Source organism: Micromonospora sp. DT233 (assembly GCF_049841815.1).
Lineage (GTDB): Bacteria > Actinomycetota > Actinomycetes > Mycobacteriales > Micromonosporaceae > Micromonospora.
This window is the reverse complement of record NZ_JBNCLB010000001.1, coordinates 16,222-33,073: the sequence shown is the minus strand read 5'-3', so window position 1 is coordinate 33,073 and position 16,852 is coordinate 16,222. Positions and strand designations below refer to the sequence as shown.

The 16,852-nt window shown below is 74.3% G+C and carries 15 protein-coding genes; 13 read left to right on the top strand and 2 right to left on the bottom strand.

The window, feature by feature from the left end; genetic code table 11:
- Positions 1–55 precede the first annotated feature (55 nt).
- The 3 genes from ACLQ2V_RS00155 to prfA all read left to right on the top strand — a co-directional run bounded on the left by ACLQ2V_RS00155 (position 56) and on the right by prfA (position 5,433).
- The gene (locus ACLQ2V_RS00155) at positions 56–3,547 is read left to right on the top strand and encodes a phosphodiester glycosidase family protein (protein ID WP_425716272.1); all 3,492 of its coding nucleotides are present in this window, start codon (positions 56–58) and stop codon (positions 3,545–3,547) included.
- 456 nt (positions 3,548–4,003) lie between these two features.
- Positions 4,004–4,228: a 50S ribosomal protein L31 gene (rpmE, locus tag ACLQ2V_RS00150; RefSeq protein ID WP_425716271.1), complete on the top strand. Its 225-nt coding sequence runs from the start codon at positions 4,004–4,006 to the stop codon at positions 4,226–4,228.
- A 116-nt stretch (positions 4,229–4,344) separates the two neighbouring features.
- On the top strand, positions 4,345–5,433 hold the full coding sequence (gene prfA / locus ACLQ2V_RS00145) for a peptide chain release factor 1 (RefSeq protein ID WP_425716270.1): 1,089 nt from the start codon (positions 4,345–4,347) through the stop codon (positions 5,431–5,433).
- A gap of 19 nt (positions 5,434–5,452) precedes the next feature.
- Here prfA and ACLQ2V_RS00140 read toward each other — a convergent pair whose 3' ends face one another.
- Entirely contained in the window at positions 5,453–7,009 is a 1,557-nt protein-coding gene (locus ACLQ2V_RS00140) for a diguanylate cyclase domain-containing protein (protein WP_425716269.1), read from the bottom strand.
- A gap of 73 nt (positions 7,010–7,082) precedes the next feature.
- Between ACLQ2V_RS00140 and prmC the strand changes: the two genes are divergently transcribed.
- From prmC to ACLQ2V_RS00120, 4 genes are all read left to right on the top strand, one after another.
- Complete coding sequence (gene prmC / locus ACLQ2V_RS00135) at positions 7,083–8,078, top strand: peptide chain release factor N(5)-glutamine methyltransferase (protein WP_425716268.1); 996 nt, start codon at positions 7,083–7,085, stop codon at positions 8,076–8,078.
- Positions 8,078–8,722 (top strand): L-threonylcarbamoyladenylate synthase, encoded by a 645-nt coding sequence (locus ACLQ2V_RS00130; protein WP_425716956.1) that lies wholly within the window; start codon positions 8,078–8,080, stop codon positions 8,720–8,722. The genes prmC and ACLQ2V_RS00130 overlap by 1 nt, the downstream gene beginning before the upstream one ends.
- On the top strand, positions 8,723–9,334 hold the full coding sequence (locus tag ACLQ2V_RS00125; protein ID WP_425716267.1) for a phosphotyrosine protein phosphatase: 612 nt from the start codon (positions 8,723–8,725) through the stop codon (positions 9,332–9,334).
- A gap of 317 nt (positions 9,335–9,651) precedes the next feature.
- Entirely contained in the window at positions 9,652–11,769 is a 2,118-nt protein-coding gene (locus ACLQ2V_RS00120; RefSeq protein ID WP_425716266.1) for a transglycosylase domain-containing protein, read from the top strand.
- A gap of 45 nt (positions 11,770–11,814) precedes the next feature.
- Here ACLQ2V_RS00120 and ACLQ2V_RS00115 read toward each other — a convergent pair whose 3' ends face one another.
- Entirely contained in the window at positions 11,815–13,326 is a 1,512-nt protein-coding gene (locus ACLQ2V_RS00115) for an SDR family oxidoreductase (protein ID WP_425716265.1), read from the bottom strand.
- A gap of 148 nt (positions 13,327–13,474) precedes the next feature.
- On the opposite strand from ACLQ2V_RS00115, the gene ACLQ2V_RS00110 reads away from it, so the two are divergent.
- The 6 genes from ACLQ2V_RS00110 to ACLQ2V_RS00085 all read left to right on the top strand — a co-directional run bounded on the left by ACLQ2V_RS00110 (position 13,475) and on the right by ACLQ2V_RS00085 (position 16,810).
- A complete protein-coding gene (locus tag ACLQ2V_RS00110; protein ID WP_425716264.1) occupies positions 13,475–13,906 on the top strand; it encodes a hypothetical protein in 432 nt (143 codons plus the stop codon).
- 165 nt (positions 13,907–14,071) lie between these two features.
- Positions 14,072–14,293, top strand: coding sequence for a hypothetical protein (locus ACLQ2V_RS00105; protein ID WP_425716263.1), 222 nt, complete (start codon positions 14,072–14,074; stop codon positions 14,291–14,293).
- Positions 14,294–15,115 (top strand): F0F1 ATP synthase subunit A, encoded by an 822-nt coding sequence (gene atpB, locus ACLQ2V_RS00100; protein WP_425716262.1) that lies wholly within the window; start codon positions 14,294–14,296, stop codon positions 15,113–15,115.
- Between the two features lie 93 nt (positions 15,116–15,208).
- The gene (gene atpE, locus ACLQ2V_RS00095) at positions 15,209–15,430 is read left to right on the top strand and encodes an ATP synthase F0 subunit C (RefSeq protein WP_425716261.1); all 222 of its coding nucleotides are present in this window, start codon (positions 15,209–15,211) and stop codon (positions 15,428–15,430) included.
- A gap of 31 nt (positions 15,431–15,461) precedes the next feature.
- Positions 15,462–15,989: a F0F1 ATP synthase subunit B gene (locus ACLQ2V_RS00090; RefSeq protein WP_425716260.1), complete on the top strand. Its 528-nt coding sequence runs from the start codon at positions 15,462–15,464 to the stop codon at positions 15,987–15,989.
- Complete coding sequence (locus ACLQ2V_RS00085; RefSeq protein ID WP_425716259.1) at positions 15,989–16,810, top strand: F0F1 ATP synthase subunit delta; 822 nt, start codon at positions 15,989–15,991, stop codon at positions 16,808–16,810. The genes ACLQ2V_RS00090 and ACLQ2V_RS00085 overlap by 1 nt, the downstream gene beginning before the upstream one ends.
- Positions 16,811–16,852: the final 42 nt, after the last annotated feature.

Here is a 16,852-nt window from a genome sequence, read left to right as displayed (position 1 = left end):
TCGGTTGGGCCGTAAGGTATTGAAACTTCTATTCAGGGTCGGTTGACTGGGGTCCATGCGCACCCGCAGTCGATCCGCTCACCTCGCCGGCGTCCTGCTGTTGACGCCGCTCCTCGCCCTGGCCGGCCTGACGCCGGCCACCGCCGGCCCGGTCGCCGGCCCCGCCACCGCCACCACCGCCGAGGACGCCCCCCGGGCGTCGTCCGCGTCGGCCGAGCCGGTCGCCCTCGCCGCCGACCCGGGCGCGGCCACCGCCGCCGCCCGCGCCGCCTCGGGCGTCGAGCCGGCCGGCGGCCTGGAGACCGCCAAGACCACCCGGCCGGTCGCCCCCGGCCTCGACCTGACCTCCTTCGACCGGTACGACGCCGACGGCTGGCTGCGCGCCGACGCGCTCACCGCCGACCTCTCCGGCGGCCTCGCGGTCGACTACGTCAACTCCGGTGCGGTGTCGAAGGACGAGCCGCTGCGCGCCGCCGTGGACCGCTCCCGGGCCGTCGCCGCCGTCAACGGCGACTTCTTCGACATCAACAACTCCGGTGCCGCGCAGGGGATCGGGGTGCGCGCGGGCGAGCTGGTGCAGTCGCCCGTCGCCGGGCACAACAACGCCGTGGCGATCAGCGCCGACGGCCTCGGCCGGGTGATCCAGGTCAACTTCGACGGCACCGCCACCCTGCCCGCCGGCCCGGTGTCGCTGACCCAGTTCAACAACATGGTGCAGCCGGGCGGGATCGGGCTCTTCACGCCGCTCTGGGGGGCGTACACCCGGCAGCGGGCGGTCGAGGGCGCGGCCCGCGTCACCGAGGTGATCGTGGTCGACGGCCGCGTCGCCAGCGTGACCACGGCGGCCGGCACGGGCCCGATCCCGGCCGGCACGACCGTGCTGCTGGGCCGCGACGCGGGCGCGGACGCCCTGGCCGGGTTGCGGCCGGGCGACGCGGTGAGCGTGGCGTACCGGCCGAAGGCCTCCGACGGCGGCACCCTGCGCGCGGCGATCGGCGGCGCCAGCGTGCTGGTCCGCGACGGGGTGGTGCAGAGCATCGACGACCCCACCCTCGCGCCGCGCACCTCGGTCGGCTTCACCGCCGACGGCCGCCGCATGATCATGCTCACCGTGGACGGCCGGCAGGCCGACAGCCGCGGCGTCACCCAGACCGAGATGGGCCGGATGATGGCCGAGCTCGGCGCGTCGAGCGCGCTGAACCTCGACGGCGGCGGCTCGTCGACCCTGCTGGCCCGCCGCCCCGGCGAGGAGACCGTGCGGGTGGAGAACGCCCCCTCCGACGGCAGCGAGCGCCCCGTCCCCAACGGCCTGGCCATCTACGCGCCGAAGGGCAGCGGCCGGCTCACCGGGTACTGGCTGCGCACCACCAGCGACCCCACCGCCGCGCCGGGCGTCGCCCCGATCCGCGGCGGTCGCCCCGACCGGGTCTTCCCCGGCCTGACCCGCCGGCTCACCGCCACCGGCCACGACGAGACGTACGGCCCGGCGGCCGGCGCCCCGACCTGGCGGGTGAGCCCCGTGCTGCGGGGCCTGGTCGCCCGCGACGGCGTCTTCCGGGCCGGCCTGCCCGGCCCCGCCACCGTCACCGCGCGGCGCGGCGACGCCGACGGCACCCTCGCCCTGACCGTGCTCGGCCCGCTGGCCCGCATCGACGCCACGACCGACCGGGTCGGCCTGACCGGGGCGGGCGCCACCGCCGTCTCCGGCATCGTCGGCTACGACGCCGAGGGCAACACCGCCCCCATCGAGCCCGCCGACGTCAAGCTCGACTACGACCGGTCGCTGCTGGAGATCACCCCCACCGAGGACGGCAACCTCGCGGTGAAGGCGCTCGCCGGCACCGGCTCCGCGCTGGTCACCGCCAGGGTCGGCAGCCGCAGCACGGTGCTGCCGGTGACCATCGGGCTGACCGACGTGCCGGTGGCCGGCTTCGACGACGCGGCGGCCTGGAAGTTCAGCCAGGCCCGCGCCAGCGGCTCGGTCGCCCCCGCGCCGGGCCACACCGGCACCGGCCTGAAGCTGTCGTACGACTTCAGCCAGTCCACCGGCACCCGCGCCGCGTACGCGGACCCGCCGGCCTGGATCGACGTGCCCGGCCAGCCGCAGGCGTTCGGCATGTGGATCAACGGCAGCGGCCACGGCGAGTGGCCCAGCCTGCACCTGCACGACGCCCAGGACACCCAGCACGTGCTGCGCGGCCCGCTGATCGACTGGACCGGCTGGCGCTACGTGGAGTTCGCCGTCCCGGCCGGCGTGCAGTACCCGGTGCGGGTGCGCCGGTTCTACGTCGCCGAGACCAACGCCGCCGCGCAGTACACCAGCGAGGTCGTCATCGACGACCTGGTGGCGAAGGTGCCGCCGGCGATCGAGGTGCCGGCCGAGGCGCCCCGCACCGACCGGGTGGTGCTGCGCGACGGCACCGTCGACGGCGCCCCCTGGCGCTTCGCGGTGATGTCCGACGCCCAGTTCGTCGCCGCCGACCCGGACAGCGACCTGGTCGCCCAGGCCCGTCGCACGCTGCGCGAGGTCAAGGCGGCGAAGCCGGACTTCCTGGTGATCAACGGCGACTTCGTCGACACCGCGTACCCGGCGGACTTCGCGCTGGCCAAGCGGATCCTCGACGAGGAGCTGGGCGGCGCGCTGCCCTACTACTACGTCCCCGGCAACCACGAGATCATGGGCGCGCCGATCGCCAACTTCAGCGCCGTGTTCGGGCCCACGTCGCGGGTCTTCGATCACGCCGGCACCCGCTTTCTCACCCTGAGCACCGCCACCGGCTCGCTGCGCGGGGGCGGCTTCGACCAGGTCCGGTTGCTGCGCGACACCCTGGACCGGGCCGCCGCCGACCCGGCGGTGGGCTCGGTGGCCGTGCTGTTCCACCACCCGCCGCGCGACCCCAGCCCGGCCAAGGCCAGCCAGCTCGGTGACCGCAAGGAGGCGGCCCTGGTCGAGCAGTGGGTCGCCGACTTCCAGCACCGCACCGGCAAGGGCGCGCTCGTGGTCAACGGCCACGTTGGGGCGTTCCACGCCGACCGGGTCGACGGCGTGCCGTACGTGATCAACGGCAACTCGGGGAAGAACCCCTCCACCCCGGCGCAGCTCGGTGGCTTCACCGGCTGGACGGAGTTCGGCGTCGACCCGGTCACCCCGGCCGAGGCCGCGCTGGCCCGCCTCAACCCGCTCGCCGAGGGCCCCCGCTGGGTGAGCGCCGAGACGCACGCCCACGTCGACCGGCTCGCCGTGACCGCACCGGAGACGGTGCCGGTCGGCACGCCGGCGCGGGTCACCGCGACGCTGACCCAGCCGGGCGGCCGGGCGGTGCCGGTGGCCGCCCCGGTGAGCGCGGACTGGTCGGCCTCGCCGAGCGTGCACATCGGCTCGGCCGCCGGGGTGCGGCCCTGGCACGTGGCCCGCTTCGACCCGGCCACCGGCCAGTTGACGGCGCTGCGGGCCGGGGCGTCGGTGGTGCTGGCGGTGACGGTCAACGGCGTCCGCGCCGAGGCCACCGTCGCGCTGACCCCCCGGGCGGCGTCCCGCGCCGCCTGAGCCGCGCCGCCAGGCCCCCCGGGCCGGGCCCTTCGTCGACACGCGTCGGCGCGGGGCCCGGCCCGGGGCCGGTTCAGGAGTCGCCCCCGGCCACCTGGAAGACGGTCAGGCCGAGGTCATGCCGGAGGCGGGCAGCCCGCGGGTGGCGCTCAGCCGGGGCGGTCTGCCCCGCCCGGTCGGTTCCCGGGGCGAATCGGACACCGACCACCGGACGCCGCACCGACTTCTCCGGGCGGTGGGCGGCGGCAGGTGCCCTGCCCCCCGCCCGGGGGAATGCGACACCGGGCGGGGGTGTTGACGAAGCCGGACCTGCTGTGCGGCCCGCTCGACGGGTCGGCCGAAGCCCATGGCACACTGGTCAATCGGCCACCGGTTCCGGTTCACGCCCGCGCCCGACGCAGCACGCGTCCGGGGCCGCACGGCGACCCGGCGACCACCCACGAAAGGACCGAGGCGATGAAGTCCAACATCCACCCGCAGTACACGACCACCGAGGTCAGCTGCTCCTGCGGTAGCACGTTCACGACCCGCAGCACGGCCAAGGGCGGTTCCATCCACGTCGAGACCTGCAGCGCCTGCCACCCGTTCTACACCGGTAAGCAGCGCGTTCTCGACACGGCCGGCCGGGTCGCCAAGTTCCAGCAGAAGTACGCCAAGGTTCAGGCCAAGAAGGCCAAGTAGCTCCGCGTTCGGCGCCCGCGTCCGGCTTCCCGCCGGACGCGGGCGCTGTCCGTATCGCCCCTTTTTCCGGTCGAGCCCCGCCGGCCGGTCCTCGTCGTCGAAGGAGCACCCCCAGCATGAGCAGCGAGCGGCTGACCGCCCTCCTCGACGAGTACGCCGAGCTGGAGAAGCGGCTCGCGGACCCGGCCATCCACGCCGACCAGGGCCTCGCCCGCCGGATCGGCCGCCGGTACGCCGAGCTGGTGCCGCTGCACAAGGCGGCCAGCGAGCTGGAGCAGGCCCGCGCCGACCTGGTCGCGGCCCGGGAGTTGGCCGCCGAGGAGCCCTCCTTCGCCGCCGAGGCGGATTCGATCGCCGCCGGGCTGCCGGCGCTGGAGGAACGCCTCGCCGAGCTGCTCATCCCGCGCGACCCGCACGACGCCAAGGACGTGATCGTCGAGATCAAGGCCGGCGAGGGTGGCGAGGAGTCCGCCCTCTTCGCGGGCGACCTGCTGCGGATGTACACCCGGTACGCCGAGCGGCACGGCTGGCTCACCGAGGTCATCGACGCGCAGGACTCCGACCTGGGCGGGGTGAAGGACGTCTCGCTGGCGATCAAGACCAAGGGCGTCCCGGACGGCGGCAACGGCGTCTGGTCCCGGCTGAAGTGGGAGGGCGGGGTGCACCGGGTGCAGCGCGTCCCGGTCACCGAGTCGCAGGGGCGCATCCACACCAGCGCCGCCGGCGTGCTGGTGCTGCCCGAGGCGGAGGACGTTGACGTCACCATCGACCCCAACGAGCTGCGCATCGACGTGTTTCGCTCGTCGGGTCCCGGCGGGCAGTCGGTGAACACCACCGACTCGGCGGTGCGGATCACCCACCTGCCGACCGGAATCGTGGTCTCCTGCCAGAACGAGAAGTCCCAGCTGCAGAACCGGGAGCAGGCGATGCGCATCATGCGGGCCCGGCTGCTGGCCGCCGCCCAGGAGCAGGCCGACGCCGCCGCCTCGGACGCGCGCAAGGCGCAGGTGCGCACCGTGGACCGCTCGGAGCGCATCCGCACCTACAACTACCCGCAGAACCGGATCACCGACCACCGGATCGGCTACACGGCGTACAACCTGGACCTGGCCCTCGCCGGGGAGCTGGACGGCGTGCTGGACGCCCTCACCGAGGCCGACCGCGCCGCCCGCCTGGCCGGCGACACGGAGCTCAGCCGCCGCTGACCTCGGCGCGCGGGTGGGCTCAGGAGACGCGCGAGCGGGAGCGGGCCTTGGCGGCCAGCATCTCCCGGTCGGCGGTCTCGAACGCCTCGCCGAGCGCCTCGCGCAGCCCGGCGGCGGAGGGGTTGACCTCGGCGAAGCCGATGCTGACCCCGACCGGGGTGCCGGGCACCAGCGACTCCCAGTCCTCGGTGCGCACCGCCGCCGCGATCCGGCGGGCCACCTCGCCGGCCTCGGAGCGGCCCGCGCCGGAGAGCACCACCACGAACTCGTCGCCGCCGTAGCGGGCCACGAAGTCGCCCCGGCGCATCACCCGGTTGATCACCCCGGCGATGCGCTGGAGGACCAGGTCGCCGGAGTGGTGGCCGTGGCGGGTGTTGACCGCCTTGAAGCCGTCCAGGTCGCAGACGCCGATCACCACCTGCTCGCCCCGGCTGACCACCGCCGCGACGTAGCGCTCCAACCGGCGGCGGTTGGGCAGCCCGGTCAGCGGGTCGGTGAGCGCCTCGCCCTCGTAGCGGGCCGCCTCGCGGCGCATCTCCTCGTGGTCGATGCGGGCGGCGATGCCGTCGATGTAGACGTCGCGCAGCCGGTCGTTGCGCTGCGCGGCGAGCCGGAACGCGTGCCGGTCGGCGCGGTGCGACGCCGCGTGGTCACCACCCCGGGCGTACGCGATGCTGCGCAGCCGGGCGGGCTCGGCCGCGCCGAGGGTCTCGGTGGAGACCCGCGCGGTGTCCAGCCGGGTGACCGCCTCGATCGGGTTGCCGGCGGCGATGGCCAGGCAGACCTGGCCGAGCTGGCGCATGTCCCGGGCGCGGGCGCTGTCCCCGCCGTGCGCCAGCAGCCGGGCCGGCTCCGCCTCGGTGCCCGCCTCCACGTGCTCGCCCAGCGCCGCCCGGCGGGCGGCGGCGTAGCCGTACGCGGCGAGGCTGCTCGGGCGCAGCCGGCTGCCCTGCCCACCGCGCAGGAACCGGCTCAGATCCGCCGCGACGTCCCGTAGCACCCGCAGGCAGCCGTCGCTGTCGCCGTTGTGGTCGAGGGCGACGGCGTTGCGCAGCCGGATGCCGGGCGCGGCGAAGGTCTCCTCGGGGATCCCGGCGGCGATCCCGAGTTGCCGGGCGCGTTCGATGGCGCCGAGGGCGTAGCCGTGGAAGCTGAGGTAGGAGTAGGCCATCGCCAGGTCGTGCCAGCCCCATGCGGTGTCCCGGTCCGGGTCGTCGACGGCGTTGAGGGCGCGGGCCGCCTTCACCAGGTGGGTCACGCAGCGGTCGAGCGCGCCCTGGTGGTGGGCGGCGAGCGCGGCCAGCGCGTTGACGTGCCCGTGCAGGTACGGCTCGGGCAGGTCCCGCACGGCGGCGGAGGCCGCCTCGATGGCCCGGGTGAACTCGGCGGTGCGGCCGAGATTGATCAGCGCGGAGAGTCGTTGCACCAGCGCGTCCGCGCGGGCGTGCGGGTCGGCGGTGTTCTCGATCACCCTCTCGAGGAGGGCGCAGGCCTCGGCGGAGCGGCTCACCTCCTGCAGGGCGCGGGCCCGGGTCAGGATGTCAACCTGGTCGTCGACCCGGTCGAGCCAGCCCACCCGCGACCTCCCTGTCGGTGTGCGTCCACCACGCAACGTCGTTCGTGGCCCGGCGACGCCTCATGATTATGTCGTGACCTCCCTTTCGCAACACCCGTCCGAAGGGTCAGAACGCCGGCGGCCCTCCGTGGTCGTGGCCCGTGCCGCGCGGCTGCTCGCCGCGGCGGGGGTCGAGGCGTCCCGTGCAGAGGCCGAGCTGCTCGCCGCGCACGTGCTGGCCGTGCCCCGGGGGCGGCTGGCGCTGACCGACGGCTTCACCGCCGACCAGCTCGACCGGTACGACGCCCTGGTCGCCCGGCGGACGGCCCGGGAGCCGTTGCAGCACCTCACCGGCAGCGCCGCCTTCCGGCACCTGGAGCTGGCGGTCGGGCCGGGGGTCTTCGTGCCCCGGCCGGAGACCGAACTGCTCGCGGGCTGGGGCGTCGACCAGGCCCGGCTGCGGGGCGCGGCGGCCGCCGGGACGGGCGGGGGACCGCTGGTGGTGGACCTGTGCAGCGGGTCGGGGGCGATCGCCCTGGCCGTCGCCCAGGAGACGCCCGGGGCCCGGGTGGTGGCGGTGGAGCGCTCCCCGGCCGCGCTGGCCTGGCTGGGCCGCAACGCCGCCGACCGGGCCGCCGCCGGGGACGCCCCGATCGAGGTGGTGGCCGGCGACGTCACCGACCCCGCCCTGCTGGCCGACCTGACCGGGCGGGTGGACGTGCTGCTGTGCAACCCGCCGTACGTGCCCCGCGCCGTGGCCGTGCCCCCGGAGGTGGCGGCGCACGACCCGGACGAGGCGGTCTTCGGCGGGGCGGACGGGCTGGCGGTGATCCGGCCGGTGCTCGACCGCGCCGCGCGGCTGCTGCGCCCCGGCGGGGTGCTCGGCATCGAGCACGACGACAGCCACGGCGACGCGGTGCCGGCGCTGCTGGCCGCCGACGGCCGCTACGAGGCGGTCGAGGCCCACCGGGACCTCACCGGGCGGCCCCGGTTCGCCACCGCCCGCCGCCGCCCGGCGGCAGTTGCCGGGCAACCCGATCGCGGCGAGCAGGCCGACGGGGCGCAGGCGTGGCAGACTGGCTCCTCGTGATGCTCTACGACTGTCGGTCGCCCGCCGACCGGGACCGCGGCATCGCCGCTGCCATCGAGGCCGTCCGCAACGGGGAGCTGGTCGTCCTGCCGACGGACACGGTCTACGGCATCGGCGCGGATGCCTTCACGCCGTACGCGGTGAAGGCCCTCGCCGACGCCAAGGGCGTCGGTCGGCAGCCCCCGCCGGTGCTGATCGGCTCCCGGCACACCCTCGACGGCCTGGTCTTCACGCTGCCCCGGTCGGCCCGCGAGCTGGTCGAGGCGTTCTGGCCGGGCGCGCTGACCATCGTGGTGGAGCATTCGCCGAGCCTGTCGTGGGACCTGGGCGACGCCGGCGGCACCGTCGCCGTGCGGATGCCGCTGCACCCGGTGGCCCTGGAGGTGCTGCGGGAGACCGGCCCGATGGCGGTGGCGTCGGCCAACCGGGCCGGCCAGCCGGCGGCGGTCACCGCCGAGGCGGCGCGGGAGCAACTGGGCTACTCCGTGCGGACGTACCTGGAGGCCGGGCCGTGCCCCGACCCGGTCCCGAGCACCATCGTCGACCTCACCGGCGAGGTGCCCCGGGTGCTGCGCGACGGGGCGATCGCGTTCGAGAAGCTGCGCGACGTGGTGCCGGACATCATCGGAAGCCGGGTGGGCTGAGTGTCGCCGTTCACCGTCCTGCACGTCTGCATGGGCAACATCTGCCGCTCGCCGATGGCGGAGCGGCTGCTGGCGTTGGCCGTCCGCGAGCGGCTGGCCCGACGCGGCGTCGACGTGGCCGACGCCGACGGGCTGCTGCACAGCCACAGCGCCGGCACCGGCGGTTGGCACGCGGGGGAGGAGATGAACCCCCCGGCGGCCCGCCAGGTGCTCGCCCGTGGCGGCGAGGTGGCCGGGTTCGCCGCCCGCAAGCTGCGTTCCGACCTGATCGACGGCGCGGACCTGGTGCTCACCGCCACCGCCGACCAACACGAGTACGTGCTGGCGCTGCGCCCCGACGCGGCGGCCCGCACCTTCGTGCTCGGCGAGTTCGGCCGGCTGCTGGCGGCCGTGGACGCCACCGGGCTGCCGACCGCCGAGCCCACCCCCGACGCGGTGTACGCCCGAGGGGTGGCCCTGGTCGCCGCCGCGCATGCCGCCCGGCAGGGCGCGTCCCCGCTGGCCACCGACGACCTCGACGACCCGTGGGGGCGCGGCGACCAGTGCTTCAGCCGCATCGGCGACGAGATCGAGGAAACGGTGCACCCCCTCGCCGCCGCCCTGCTCCCGTAGCCCGTCCCGTCCCGCCCCGCCGCCGTCCCTGCCCGCGCCGCACCCCACGCGCCCCAAGATCCGAGCATCTTCAGGGAAAATGCTGGGTCGATCGGGCTTTCAGGCAGCATCTTCCCCGAAGATGCTCGGATCTTGCCCGGAGCGCGGGGCGGGGGCGGCAGGGGAGGAGCGCGGGGCGGGGGCGACAGGCCGGGAATGCGCGTTGTGGGTCTTTCTCGCGATATTTGGCCTCGTTCGGGGAAAAGCAGCGGGATGTAGGGCGTTTCGGGTCATCCTGGACGGGTCCGCAAACCTGAGCGGCCCTGCGGGGAGAGCTGATGATCCGGGTCCGTCGTCTCGACAAGCTGGTCACCATCCTGCTCGCCGGGGTGCTCGCCGGGCTGGCGCTGGCCGTGGCGGCCCTGCCGGCCGCCCTGGTCTTCGGCATCGGCGTGCGCGGGCTCACCGGGCCCTGGTCCGGGCTGCCCGAGTCGCTGCGCACGCCGCCCACGGCCCAGCGCTCCACCCTCTACGCCAACGACGGCACCACCCTGATCACCTCGTTCTACGTCGAGGACCGGGTGGACGTGCCGCTGGCCGAGGTGGCCCCGGCGATGCGCCAGGCCATCGTCGCCGCCGAGGACGTCCGGTTCTACCGCCACCGGGGCGTCGACGCCCGGGGCGTGCTGCGGGCGTTGACCGCCAACCAGCGCGACGGCACCCGGCAGGGCGCGTCGACGCTGACCATGCAGTACGTCCGCAACGTGCTGGCCAGCGACCCGGCGTTGACCGAGGCGCAGCGGGCCGAGGCCACCGAGATCACCGTCGCCCGCAAGCTCAAGGAGATGCGGTACGCCCTGGCGGTGGAGCGGGAGATGAGCAAGGACGAGATCCTCGCCGGCTATCTCAACATCGCCTACTTCGGCGCCGGGGCGTACGGGGTGGCCGCCGCCAGCAAGCGGTACTTCTCCAAGCCGCCGGCCCAGCTCACCCTGGCCGAGGCGGCGCTGCTGGCCGGCCTGATGCGCTCCCCGAACACCGACGACCCGATCGACGGCGACGTCGACGCGGCGCTGAGCCGCCGGGCGTACGTGTTGGAGCGGCTGGTCGAGACCGGCCAGGTCGCGCCGGCGGTGGCCGCGGCGGCGAAGGCCGAGCCGTTGGCGCTGCGCCCGAGCACGACGCCGAACGACTGCACGGCCGTGCCGCGCGAGCACAACGACTGGGGCTTCTTCTGCGACTGGTTCACCCGGTGGTGGAACGAGCAGCCCGCCTTCGGGGCCACCGTCGACGAGCGGCAGCGCACCCTGCGCCGGGGCGGTTTCAAGATCATCGCCTCGCTCGACCCGGCCGTGCAGCAGACCGTCGCCGCGCAGGTGCGCGGGGTCTACGGCGTCGACGACGCCCGCGCCGCACCGACCGCCGTGGTGCAGCCGGGCACCGGCCGGGTGCTCGCCCTGGCGGTCAACCGGAACTACAGCGTGGCGGAGAACCCGCCGGGCTGGGTGAACCGGCCGAACACGGTCAATCAGCTCGTCGCCGGCGGCGGGACGATCGACGGCTATCAGGCCGGGTCGACGTTCAAGCTCTTCACCCTGCTCGCCGGGCTGGAGGCCGGGCTGCCGCTGAGCACCGCGTTCAACGCGCCGTCGCGCGTGGTGACCCGGTTCCCGGTCACCGGCGGCTCCGCCGACTGCGGCGGCAAGTGGTGCCCGGCGAACGCCGACCCGGCCGGGATGGACGGCCCACGCACGATGTGGGACGCCTTCGGCCGCTCGGTCAACACGTACTTCGCCTGGCTGACCGAGCAGGTGGGTGCGGACCGGGTGGTGGAGATGGCCGAGCGGCTCGGCATCCGGCTGCGCGCCGAGCCCGACGCCCGGATGGCCCGCTACGGCGCGCGGGACTGGGGGCCGTTCACCCTGGGCGTAGCCGCCACCACCCCCCTGGACCTGGCGGGGGCGTACGCCGCGGTGGCGGCGGAGGGGACGTGGTGCGCGCCCACGCCGGTGCTGTCGATCGTCGACGCCGCCGGCCGGACGGTCGCCGCCGGACGCCCGGCCTGCCGGCAGGCGCTCGACGTCGACGTGGCCCGGGGGGCCGCCGACGCCGCCCGCTGCCCGGTCGGCGACCAGTCGATGTACGGCGGCTGCACCGGCGGCACCGCCACGGGCCTGCGCGCCCGGCTCGGCCGGCCGGTGGCGGGCAAGACCGGCAGCTCGGAGGGGAACGGGACGGAGTCCGTCGTCGCCTTCACCCCGCAGCTCGCCGTCGCCTCGATCGCGGCCAACCCCGACGACCCGCGCGACGCGGTGGGCTGGCCGGTGCAGGCCCGCCTGGTCGACGTGGTCGGCGCGGTCCTGCACGACGCGCTCCGCGACGAGCCGATCCTCGACTTCGTCCCGCCCAGCGACTCGGTGGCCCACCGGCTGACCGGCCAACGCACCGGCAACTGAGCCGGTGGGGCGCGGAGCCGGGTCGGCCGGACGCGCCGGGGCCGGTCAGGCGCGGTCGGTCGGGTGCTCGGCGGCGTGGACGGTGCAGCCGCGTGGGGTGCGGCGGCGGGCGGTGCGGGCGATGTTGCGGGCCATGCCGCCGAAGACGATCGCGTGGAACGGCAGCAGCGAGTTCCAGTAGGCGTGCCCGGCCAGCCCCCGGGGGAGGAAGATCGCGCGCTGGGCGTACCGGCTGCCACCGCCCTCGACCGGCTCGACGCGCAACTCCAGCCAGGCCCGGCCGGGCAGCCGCATCTCCGCGCGCAGCAGCAGCAGCTCACCCGGCACGAGCTGTTCGACCCGCCAGAAGTCCAGCGCCTCGCCGACCCGCAGGTGGTGCGGATCCCGCCGGCCCCGGCGCAGCCCCACCCCGCCGACCAGCCGGTCCAGCCAGCCGCGCGCCGACCAGGCCAGCGGGAACGAATACCAGCCGTGCTCGCCGCCGACGCCCTCGACCACCCACCACAGCGCCGCCGGCGGGGCGGCGACGACCTGTTCGCGTACGTCGGTGTAGACCGTCCCGCCGGACCACTCGGGGTCGCTGGGCAGCGGCTCGGCCGGGGCGTCCGGCCCGCTCGCGGTGGACCACCGGGTCTCCACCTCCGCGTTGCGGATCTTCACCAGCGCCAGCTCGACCGCCCGGTCGAAGCCGGTCAGCCCGCCCGGCGGGTCGGGGACGTACCGGGCGATGTCGTGCTCGCCGGCCACGGCCTCCTGGATCAGGCTCTCCACCAGCGGCCGGGCGATGGAGCTGGGCACCGGCGTGATCAGCCCGACCCAGTGCGAGGAGAGCGACGGCGTCAGCGCCCGCACCGGCAGCACGACCCGCCCGCGCAGCCCGGCCACCCGCGCGTAGCGCTGCATCATGTCGACGAAGGTGAGCACGTCCGGACCGCCGACGTCGAAGGCCCGGTTGACCTGCGGTGGCAGCGTGGCGCAGCCGACCAGGTAGCCCAGCACGTCCCGCACGGCGATCGGCTGGATCCGGTTGTGCACCCAGCGCGGGGTGACCATCACCGGCAGCCGTTCGGTGAGGTGGCGCAGCATCTCGAACGACGCCGAGCCCGACCCGATCACCACCGCCGCCCGGAGCACCGCCGTGGGCACCCCGCTGGCCAGCAGGATCCGCCCCACCTCGGCCCGCGACCGCAGGTGCGGCGACGGGACCTTGCCGCCGGCCGCCGGCTCCGGCCCACCCAGGTAGACGATCCGGCGTACGCCCGCGGCGCGGGCCGCCGCGGCGAAGTTGGCCGCCGACTCCCGCTCGGCGGCCTCGAAGCCGGCGGTGCCGAGCGAGTGCACCAGGTAGTAGGCGACGTCGACGCCGTCGAACGCGGCCGGCAGCGTCTCCGGCCGCCGCAGGTCCGCCTCGACGATCTCCGTCTGCGCCGCCCAGGGCACGTCGCGCAGCCGGCTGGCCCGGCGGACCAGGCAGCGCACGGTGTGCCCCTGGGCCAGCAGTCGGGGCGCGAGCCGCCCGCCGATGTAGCCGGTCGCACCCGTGACGAGGCATCTCACGGCCTCCAGTGTGCGGCCCCATAGACTTTCTCGTTGTGAAGAACGCGACGAGCACCCTCCGAGGGCCGGGCCTCGAAGAGTTCCGGGCCGCCGGGCCGGGCTCCGAGCAGGCGGGGCGGCCCGCCCTGGCCCGGCCGGCGGGTCCCCGATGAGCGAGCCCCGTGCGGGCGAGCCCGGCGCCATCCGGTCCCGCCTGCCGCACCTGCGCCTGCCGCTGCTGGCCTGCGGGGTGCTCGCGCTGATCGGGGTCCCGACCGCGGCGGTGCTGCGCGGCGGCACCGGGGCGGCCGGCGTGGCCGCCGGGATCGCGCTCGTCGTCGCCAGCTACCTGGTCTCTGGCCTCTCGGTGGCCTGGGCCGACGCCGTGCACCCCCGGATGATCATGTCGGTGGGGCTGGTCACCTACGCCACGAAGATCGTGGTGCTGGGGTTGACGATGGCCGCCGTCGCGGCCACCGGCTGGCCCGGCCTGCCGGACATGGGAGCGGCGATCATCATCGCCGTCGTGGTCTGGACGGGCACCCACCTGGCGTGGGCCCTGCGCTCGCCGCTGCCCACCTTCCAGCGCCGCGAGCAGTAAGTAGGTCGTCACCCGTTGTCCGGCATTTCGGGCTGCCGCCGGGCCCCTAGCGGGAGTAGCCTGACCAACGACCTACGCGCCCGCACCTCGGCCCGCACGCTGCTCCCAGCGTGTGGGGGGTGCCGCACACCGCCGCGCGTCGATGCTGATATTGTTCGGCAGGTCATGGCAGACGACCCACAGCCCCAGAAAGCCGGCGAATCCTCGCCGGAGGGCGTGGCAGGGGCCGTTCTGGGCTACCTGCTCGCCGGCATTGTGGTGTGGGGCTTCCTCGGTTGGTTGGTGGAGCGGTTTCTCGACCTCCGAACCGGTGTCGGAGCAGCCGTCGGCATGATCTTCGGCGCGGCCGGAGCGATTTACCTGATCATGAAGAGGCTCAGTGCTTGAGTGCCAGCACGCGCGGGTCTGTCGAGTGCGGAGGATGACACGGTGAGCGGACAGCTGGTCGTCGCCCAGGACCTTCCCTGGCCCCCCAGCGTCGGGGATTTCTACCCGCCGGACGTCGCCGGGCCCTGGGTCACGAAGTTCGGCATCATGGTCTGGCTCGCGGTGGCGCTGCTGATCATCTTCTTCCTGTACGCCTACCGGAAACCCACGCTGGTTCCCGGAAAGACCCAGTTCTACGCCGAGGCGCTCTACGGGTTGGTCCGCGACAACATCGCCAAGGAGCAGATGGGCCCGGCGGGCGTCCGCTTCGCGCCCTACTTCACGGTGTTGTTCGCGTTCATCACACTGACCAACCTCTTCAGCATCGTGCCCGGGCTGCAGATCTCGCCGAACTCGCACATCGCCTTCCCGATCGTGCTCGCCGCGATCTCCTACGTGATGTACCTCTACCTCGGCGCCCGCAAACACGGCCTCGGCAAATACCTCAAGATGAGCCTGGTCATCCCGGGCGTGCCGTGGCCCATGCACATCCTGCTGATCCCGATCGAGTTTCTGCAGACGTTCATCGTCCGGCCGGTCACGCTGGCCCTCCGACTCTTCGCCAACATGTTCGCCGGCCACCTGCTGCTGCTGGTCTTCACCGTCGGCGGCTTCGTGATGCTCAACTCGAGCAGCCTGTTCATCCAGGTGACCTCTGTCTTCTCCTTCCTGATGGCGATCGTGATGGCCTTCTTCGAGGTGCTGGTCGCCGTCCTGCAGGCCTACGTCTTCGTCACGCTGAGCGCGAACTACATCGGGAGTTCGCTCGCCGACGAGCACTGATCGGGCTCGGCGGGCCACCCGGCCCGACCAAGCTTCTGGTACCGAACCGAGTACGCGTGAGCCCTCACGCGCCAACTAGGAGGAATACCCGCAATGGACGTTCTTGCCGCCATCGACGGTAGCGTCAACACCATCGGCTACGGCCTCGCCGCCATCGGCCCCGGCATCGGTGTCGCCCTGGTCTTCGCGGCCTACATCCAGTCGAGCGCGCGTCAGCCGGAGTCCGCCGGCTACAACCGCACCTGGCTGGTCCTGGGCTTCGCTCTGGTCGAGGCGCTCGCGCTCTTCGGCCTGGTGCTCGCCTTCGCAGTCTGACGAGAGCTTCTCCACGACCCGGAGGTCCGACATGTTCCTCGCCGCCGAAGGCGCGCACAACCCGATCCTGCCGATCTGGCAGGAGATGGTCATCGGAATCATCTCCTTCATCCTGCTCTGCTTCGTCCTGCTGAAGTTCGTCATGCCCCGTATGGAGGCGATGTACCAGGCACGGGTCGACGCGATCGAGGGTGGGCTCAAGCGGGCCGAGGCCGCGCAGGCCGAGGCGAACCAGCTGCTGGAGCAGTACCGGACCCAGCTCGCCGAGGTGCGCACCGAGGCCGCCCGGATCCGGGACGACGCCCGGGCCGACGCCGAGGGCATCCGCCAGGACATCCTCGCCAAGGCGCGCGAGGAGTCCGACCGGATCATCGCGGCCGGCAAGGAGCAGCTCGCCGCCGAGCGGGCCACCATCGCCCGCGACCTGCGTGTCGAGGTCGGCACCATCGCGGTCGACCTGGCCAGCAAGATCGTCGGTGAGTCCCTCGCCGACGAGGCGCGTCGCAAGGGCACCGTCGACCGGTTCCTGAGCGGCCTCGAGAGCGCGGGGGCCCGCTGATGCAGGCCGCCAGCCGGGAGTCGTACAAGCTCGGGGCCGAGCGCCTCGACGCGTACGTCCGCGGCACGGAGGCGTCGGCGGTGGCCTCCACCGCCGCCGATCTCCTCTCCGTCGCCGACCTGCTGCGGCGCGAGCCGCGGCTGCGCCGGGCGCTCTCCGACCCGGCCCGCCCGGGTGCCGACCGGGCCGGCCTGCTCAGCGAGATGCTGCGCGGCAAGGTGAGCGCCGAGGCGCTGGACCTGCTCGCCTCGCTGGTGGCCAACCGCTGGTCGACCCCCTCGGAGCTGCTCGAAGGCACCGAGCGGCTCGGCGTGGAGGCGCTGCTGGCCAGCGCCGACACCGCCGGCGACCTCGGTGAGGTCGAGGACGAGCTGTTCCGCTTCGGTCAGGTGGTTGCCGGTCAGCCCGGGCTCTCCAGCGCGCTGACCGACCCGATCGCCCCGGTCGGGCAGCGGGCCGGGCTGGCCCGCGAGCTGCTCGCCGGCAAGGCGCGCCCGGTCACCATCAGCCTCGTCGAGGTGGCGCTGAGCGGATTCGGGGGACGTTCCTTCACCGGGGCGCTCAGCCGGCTGGTCGAGCTCACCGCCGACCGGCGGGACCGGCAGGTCGCGTACGTGACCGCCGCATCCCCGTTGAGTGACGAGGACGAGCGACGGTTGGGCGCGAGTCTCTCTGCGATATACGGTCGAGAGGTTTCCGTCAAGCAGACGGTCGACCCCTCGGTTCTCGGTGGCGTCAGTGTGCGGGTCGGCTCCGACCTGTACGACGGCACCGTCCTGCGCCGCCTCAACGAGACTCGCAACGCGCTCGCGAAGCGCTGACCGGCACCCGCTGGCACACGCGCGAAGCGCCGGATTGACAGA

Coding starts and splice junctions, on each gene's coding strand:
- ACLQ2V_RS00155 (WP_425716272.1), top strand. CDS start 56: ATGCGCACCCGCAGTCGATCCGCTCACCTCGCCGGCGTCCTGCTGTTG.
- rpmE (WP_425716271.1), top strand. CDS start 4,004: ATGAAGTCCAACATCCACCCGCAGTACACGACCACCGAGGTCAGCTGC.
- prfA (WP_425716270.1), top strand. CDS start 4,345: ATGAGCAGCGAGCGGCTGACCGCCCTCCTCGACGAGTACGCCGAGCTG.
- ACLQ2V_RS00130 (WP_425716956.1), top strand. CDS start 8,078: ATGCTCTACGACTGTCGGTCGCCCGCCGACCGGGACCGCGGCATCGCC.
- ACLQ2V_RS00120 (WP_425716266.1), top strand. CDS start 9,652: ATGATCCGGGTCCGTCGTCTCGACAAGCTGGTCACCATCCTGCTCGCC.
- ACLQ2V_RS00110 (WP_425716264.1), top strand. CDS start 13,475: ATGAGCGAGCCCCGTGCGGGCGAGCCCGGCGCCATCCGGTCCCGCCTG.
- ACLQ2V_RS00105 (WP_425716263.1), top strand. CDS start 14,072: ATGGCAGACGACCCACAGCCCCAGAAAGCCGGCGAATCCTCGCCGGAG.
- atpE (WP_425716261.1), top strand. CDS start 15,209: ATGGACGTTCTTGCCGCCATCGACGGTAGCGTCAACACCATCGGCTAC.
- ACLQ2V_RS00090 (WP_425716260.1), top strand. CDS start 15,462: ATGTTCCTCGCCGCCGAAGGCGCGCACAACCCGATCCTGCCGATCTGG.
- ACLQ2V_RS00085 (WP_425716259.1), top strand. CDS start 15,989: ATGCAGGCCGCCAGCCGGGAGTCGTACAAGCTCGGGGCCGAGCGCCTC.